This window comes from Actinacidiphila sp. bgisy167, from assembly GCF_057707665.1.
In genome coordinates, this window is the sequence record NZ_JBYIQP010000024.1 from 78,465 (window position 1) to 84,464 (window position 6,000).

A 6,000-nucleotide genomic window follows, 5' to 3' on the forward strand; every position below is an offset into this window, starting at 1 on the left:
GTAGTCTCGCGGCATGGTCACAGTGGGGCTGACGGGTGGGATCGGGGCGGGCAAGAGCGAGGTGTCGCGGCTGCTGGCCTCGTACGGGGCGGTGCTGGTCGACTCCGACCGGATCGCGCGTGACGTGGTGGCGTCGGGCACACCGGGGCTTGCGGCTGTGGTCGCCGAGTTCGGCGAGGGGGTGCTGGCCGCCGACGGGTCCTTGGACCGGCCGAAGCTGGGGGCGATCGTCTTCTCCGACCCCGAGCGGCTGAGGGCGCTGAACGCGATCGTCCACCCCCTGGTGCGGGACCGTTCGGCGGCCCTGCAGCGGGCGGCGGGTCCGGACGCCGTGGTCGTGCACGACGTGCCGCTGCTGACGGAGAACGGTCTGGCTCCGCAGTACGACCTGGTCGTGGTGGTGGACGCCGCTCCGCAGACCCAGCTGGATCGGCTGGTGCGGCTGAGGGGCATGACCGAGGACGACGCCCGGGCCCGGATGGCCGCCCAGGCGACCCGGGAGCAGCGGCTGGCGATCGCCGACGTCGTGATCGACAACGACGGCCCGCTGGAGGCGTTGGAGCCGCAGGTCCGGCAGCTGTGGGAGCAGTTGCGCCGCGCGGCCGCCGGTGGCTGAGCCGCAGGACAGCCGGTAGCTGATCCTTGTCCGAAGGCCGTGACGCCGGCCATGGGCGGTGTCCCGCGACGTCGGTCACCGTGTGGCCGGGTGGTGCCGCGCTCGTTCGCGGGTGCGCCCCGGACGTATGGGTAGTGCGCGACGGCGCCGGGCGCCCGGTGAACGCCGGGCCTGAGCTCCGCGCTGCCGCGGAGGTCTCCTGGGAATGCTTATGCGGGTGGCGATGTTGGGTAGTTGTGACGTGTTGACTGCCCGTGGAAGGAGGCGGCTGTGCCCGAGCAGAGCCCCGAGAACCATGTCATCGACTTCCGCGCGGCGGAGCAGCTGCTGGCGGCCCGTGACGCCCGTGGGGCGGTGAAGCTGCTGGACTCGGTCATCGCCGCCCACCCGGAGAACACGGCCGCGCGGCTGCTGCGCGCACGGGCTTTCTTCCTGTCCGCGCAGTTGCGTCCGGCGGAACTCGAGTTCCAGATCGTCCTGGAGCGCGAGCCGGACAACGCGTACGCGCACTTCGCCCTCGGGCGCACCCTGGAGCGTTCCGGCCGCTCCGGTGAGGCGCTGCGTCACTTCCGGCTGGCGGCAGCGCTCGACCCCAAGCCCGACTACCTGCAAGCGGCTCGCTTCCCCGGCCCGGAGTGAGCCAGGACGGGGGAGTTCGCCCGTTATCGGGGCTGCTTCCCCTCGCGTCACATTGATCCGTGGTGTCACTCCCGTTACGGTTCCGCACGTGTTCTGACGCAGCCTCATCTGTGGGGAGCCGGCCGTGACTCGAGTGACCAGGCGGATGCTGCTGGGCTCTGCCGCCGCGACCGCGGCAGGTGCGGTGCTTTCGACGGGTGTGGCGGGCGCGAGCACGGCAGCGGCTTTTGACACCGCTCCCGCGCAGGCCGCGCTGGGCCGCCTGCTGCCGCGCCACGCGGGGCAGTTCCGGTTGGTGGCGGCGGGCCGGGGGAGCGGTGCCGGTGCGAAAGACGGCGATGGGTCCGACCGGTTCCGCATCGCCGGCGTGCGAGGCCGGATCGAGGTGGCCGGGACGTCCCCGGCCACAGTGCTGTGCGGCGTGCGCTGGTACCTCAAGCATGTGTGCGGCGTGGGTGTCTCCTGGGCGGGCGACAGCCTGGACGCCCTGCCCTCGACCCTTCCCGCGCCGCCCTCCAGCGGCATCGCCCGGCGCGCCACCGTGCCGCACCGCTTCGTCCTCAACGACACCAGCGACGGCTACACCGCCCCCTACGCCGACTGGGCGCGCTGGGAGCGGCTGATCGACGTCCTGGCGCTGCACGGCTGCAACGAGGTGATGGTGGTGGCCGGTGCCGAGGCGGTGTACCGGCGTGTGCTGCGCGAGTTCGGCTACTCCGACCGGGAGGCCCTGGCCTGGTTGCCGGCCCCGTCCCACCAGCCGTGGTGGCTGTTGCAGAACCTCTCCGGGTACGGCGGCCCGCTGACCGCGGGCCTCGTCGACGCCCGTGCCGCGCTGGGCCGCAGGATCACCGGCCGGCTGCGGGAGCTGGGTATGGCGCCGGTGCTTCCGGGCTACTTCGGCACTGTCCCGGACGGCTTCGCCGGGCGCAACGCGGGGGCACGCGTGGTCCCCCAGGGCACCTGGCACGGCTTCGCCCGTCCGGACTGGCTCGACCCGCGCACACGCGTCTTCGCCGCCGTGGCCGCATCCTTCTATCGCCACCAGAAGGAGCTGTTCGGGGCGGCCGCCTTCTTCAAGATGGACCTGCTGCACGAGGGCGGCACCGCGGGCGACGTGCCCGTGCCCGCGGCCGCCCGCGGCGTCCAGTCGGCACTGCGCGCGGCACATCCCCGTGCGACCTGGGTGATCCTCGGCTGGGAGAAGAACCCGCGGGCCGATCTGCTGGAAGCCGTCGACAAGGCGCGGATGCTCGTGGTGGACGGGGTCTCCGACCGCTTCACGTCGGTCACCGACCGCGAACGGGACTGGGCGGGCACCCCGTACGCCTTCGGTTCCATCCCCAACTTCGGCGGCCGGACGACGATCGGCGCCAAGACCCACGTCTGGGCGGACCGGTTCTTCAGCTGGCGGGACAAGCCTGGCAGCGCCCTGGCCGGTACCTGCTATCTGCCGGAGGCCGCCGAGCGCGACCCGGCCTCCTTCGAGCTGTTCTGCGAACTGCCCTGGCACGAGCGGAGGGTGGACCTGCCGACCTGGTTCGACACCTATGCGCAAACTCGCTACGGCGCCGCGGACGGCCAGGCCCGCGTCGCCTGGCAGGCGCTGCGCCGCACCGCTTACCGGCACGACGCCCTCGAGCGCGCCGACGCCCACGACAGCCTCTTCACCGCCCGTCCGTCGCTGACCGCCGACTCCGCAAGCGTGTACGCGCCGAACGCCCTCACCTACGATCCGGCCGCTTTCGACACGGCGTTCACCGCGCTCCTGGCGGTGTCCGCCGGGGCGCGCGGTCGCGACGCCTACCGCTACGACCTGACGGATGTCGCCCGCCAGGCCGTCGCCAACCGCAGCCGGCAGCTGCTGCCGCAGCTGCGCTCCGCGTTCGCCCGCGGCGACGAGGCGGTCTTCCGCCAGCTGTCCGAACTGTGGCTGCGGTTGCTGCGGCTGGCCGACGAGGTCGCCGGCGGCCACCGGGCGTTCCTGCTCGGCGCCTGGCTCGCCGAGGCCCGGGCCTGGGGCGGGACGGACGCGCAGCGTGAACAACTGGAGCGCACCGCCCGCGTGCTGGTCACCACCTGGGGTGGGCGCGCGACCTCGGCCACGCTGCACGAGTACGCCAACCGGGACTGGAACGGCCTGCTCGCCGACTTCTATCTCCCGCGCTGGCGGACCTTCCTTGAGGAGTGCGGGGCGGCTCTCACCGCCCGTCGCGCCCCGCGGGCCGTCGACTGGTACCGCGCCGAGGAGCCCTGGACGAGGCGCGCCCGCAGCTACCCCACCCGGCCCACCGGTGACGCGTACACGCTTGCCTGGCGCGCCCACCAGACACTTGCCGCGGCTCCCTACCAGGGTTCGCTGACGGTGACCGCGCAGCCCGCGACGCTGCGGCCGGGCGGTCGAGCCTTGGTCACGGCCGAGTTCACCAACACCAACGGACTCGCCCCCACGGGCACGGTGGGCTTCTCGCTGACCGTGGACGGGGTGCGGGCCGTGCCCCGCGGGTCCCTGTCGCTGCCGCGCGTGGCGGCCGGCGGGACCGGCCTGGCGACCTGGCACGTCACCGCGCCCGAGGCACGTCCCGAGCGGCCGCTGTCGCCGCTGCGGTACGAGGCGCGCGCCGCGTACGAGCCGGTGCCGGGCGGCGCGCGGGTGCCCGCGGTCGCCGTGGGGGACCTGTACGTCGCGGGCCTGCTGGAGGACGCGTACCGCACCGTCGGCGGCAACGGAGCCGTCTTCGGGCAGTTCGGCGACCGCTTCGCCATCGACGGTGCCGGGCGCGACCTGTGGAAGGGGACCGCCGAGTTCGCGGCGCTGCTGCGGCACCGCGCACTGCGGGACGGCGGGACGGTCACCACCCGGGTCGACAGCCAGGCCGAGACCGCCCCCTGGGCGCGGGCGGGCATCATCGTCCGTGACGATCTCGAGGATCCGGCCGCTGTGGGCTTTCTGAACCTGGCGGTGAGCCCCGGTCACGGGGTGACGCTGTCCTACGACTCCGATGGCGGCGGCCGCTTGAACCGCTACCGGCGGCTCGCCGGCGTCCGGGCCCCCGTGCTGCTGAGGCTGCGCCGCCGGGGCCGCGCGTACACGGGCGAGTGCAGCAACGACGGCGGCACGACGTGGCGGAAGGTGGCCACCGTGACCGTGCCGGCGGCGGCCCGGGCGCAGGACGTGGGGCTCTTCATGACGGCGGGAAACGGCGGCACGGGCGCCCGAGGCCTGGTGGAGTTCACCGGCTTCCGGCTCGGCTGAGGCCGCCGGCCGCCCCCGTGCTCAGCCGGCGCCGCAGCCCGCGCCCACGGCGGCGACCAGGGCGGCCAGGGCGTCACCGAAGCGGTTTAGCCCCTCACCTGGGGCCCCTGCGGGCTCCGTCATGTACCCGTCCCGGCGTATCTCGACCATCAGAGCCGACACCTCGCGGACCTCGCCGTAGTGCTTCAGAGGCACATATGTGCCGGCGAACGGCGAGTCGAGGCCGACTCCGCCGCAGGGCGCGAAGGCCTCGCGGGCGGCTTCCAGCAGCCAGGCCGGGGTGTGGAAGGCGTCCGTGCCCAGGCAGACGGCGGGTCTGGGCCCGTCGCCGTGCAGTTCGTAGGGGAGCGGTGCGGCGGGGTAGGAGTGCACGTCGATGACGACCGCCCGGCCGGTGGCCGCCAGGCGGTCCTGGACGGCGGCCGTCATGGCGGCCGCGTAGGGATCGAAATAGGCGTCCAGCAGGACTCGTTCGTGCCGGGGTTCGTGCTCGCGCAGCGGCACCCCGTGTGACGTGCGGGTGTAGACGGCGCCCATGCCGACGGCACGCATCTCCTCCCGCTCGTCGGGAAACCGCTCGGGGTCGACCACCAGCCGCGACAGGAGGTTGGTGAACTGCCAGGCCCCCGTGGCCGCTGCGGCGCGCGCGGCGATCACGTCGGTGTACGCGTCCGTCATGTGGTCGAGCTCGCTCGCCAGCTCGGCGTCGTCGAGGAGGATGCGCTCGCGGACGTGGTGGGGCACGGCGCGGGCGCTGTGCGGAACATGGAGCAGCACCGGTGAGTCCGGTGCTCCCTCGGTGATGCGGAACGTCGGTTCGTCCAAAGTCTCCACCCCTGAGCGGTTCGTGGTGCCACCCGCCGTGGCGAAGGCAAACCGCCCACGGCGTAGCACCCCACTGGTCAGAACAGCGGCTCCGGCAGGACCCCCTCCAGGGCCAGCAGTGAGCGCTTGACGTCGAGCATGCGAGAGCCCCCGCCGAAGCCGCCTATGCCGCCGTCGCTCTCCAGGACCCGGTGGCACGGGACGACGACGGGCAGCGGGTTGGAGCCCATGGCCGCCCCCACAGCCCGGGCCGCGCCCGGCTCACCGACCCGGTTCGCCAGATCCTGGTAGCCGACCACGCTGTCGAACGGGACGCCGCCCGACAGCGCGCGCAGCACACGGCGGTTGAAGCCGGTCGTCAACGACCAGTCGAGCTCGAGGTCGAAGGTGTGCCGCGTCCCGGCGAAATACGACTGCACCTGGGGTATCGCCTCCAGCAGTCGGGCCTGCGCGGGATCCTCGGGCCCGGGACCGCGTACGGGTACGGCGCCCAGCCGGGAGCAGATCCGCTCGAGCACCGCGGGCGCCTCTCCCTCCCCGGTCCGGAAGGCGACGTGGACCAGGCCCTGCCCCGTCGCGGCGAGCAGCAGCGGCCCGACCGGTGTCTCCAGCACCGTCCAGGCGACCTTGGCGGTTGAGGTCTGCGGTTGCGTCACGGTCCCAG

5 protein-coding genes are annotated in these 6,000 nt (G+C 73.5%); 3 read left to right on the top strand and 2 right to left on the bottom strand.

Going from position 1 to position 6,000, the window contains the following annotated elements; translation table 11 throughout:
* Positions 1-13: 13 nt before the first annotated feature.
* From coaE to AC3ET4_RS12585, 3 genes are all read left to right on the top strand, one after another.
* Positions 14-616 carry a dephospho-CoA kinase gene (gene coaE / locus AC3ET4_RS12575; protein ID WP_431948797.1) on the top strand — a complete coding sequence of 201 codons (603 nt, stop codon included), beginning with the start codon at positions 14-16 and terminating at the stop codon, positions 614-616.
* Between the two features lie 270 nt (positions 617-886).
* On the top strand, positions 887-1,255 hold the full coding sequence (locus AC3ET4_RS12580) for a tetratricopeptide repeat protein (protein ID WP_431948798.1): 369 nt from the start codon (positions 887-889) through the stop codon (positions 1,253-1,255).
* A gap of 145 nt (positions 1,256-1,400) precedes the next feature.
* On the top strand, positions 1,401-4,511 hold the full coding sequence (locus tag AC3ET4_RS12585) for an alpha-N-acetylglucosaminidase (protein WP_431948803.1): 3,111 nt from the start codon (positions 1,401-1,403) through the stop codon (positions 4,509-4,511).
* A 21-nt stretch (positions 4,512-4,532) separates the two neighbouring features.
* Here the strand turns inward: AC3ET4_RS12585 and AC3ET4_RS12590 are convergent, their stop codons facing one another.
* Both AC3ET4_RS12590 and AC3ET4_RS12595 read right to left on the bottom strand, forming a co-directional pair.
* Complete coding sequence (locus AC3ET4_RS12590; RefSeq protein ID WP_431948799.1) at positions 4,533-5,336, bottom strand: N-formylglutamate amidohydrolase; 804 nt, start codon at positions 5,334-5,336, stop codon at positions 4,533-4,535.
* 77 nt (positions 5,337-5,413) lie between these two features.
* On the bottom strand, positions 5,414-5,992 hold the full coding sequence (locus AC3ET4_RS12595; protein WP_431948804.1) for a methylated-DNA--[protein]-cysteine S-methyltransferase: 579 nt from the start codon (positions 5,990-5,992) through the stop codon (positions 5,414-5,416).
* Between the last annotated feature and the right edge of the window lie 8 nt (positions 5,993-6,000).

Excerpts from the sequence above, each read along its gene's own strand:
- coaE (WP_431948797.1), top strand. The coding sequence starts at position 14 with ATGGTCACAGTGGGGCTGACGGGTGGGATCGGGGCGGGCAAGAGCGAG.
- AC3ET4_RS12585 (WP_431948803.1), top strand. The coding sequence starts at position 1,401 with ATGCTGCTGGGCTCTGCCGCCGCGACCGCGGCAGGTGCGGTGCTTTCG.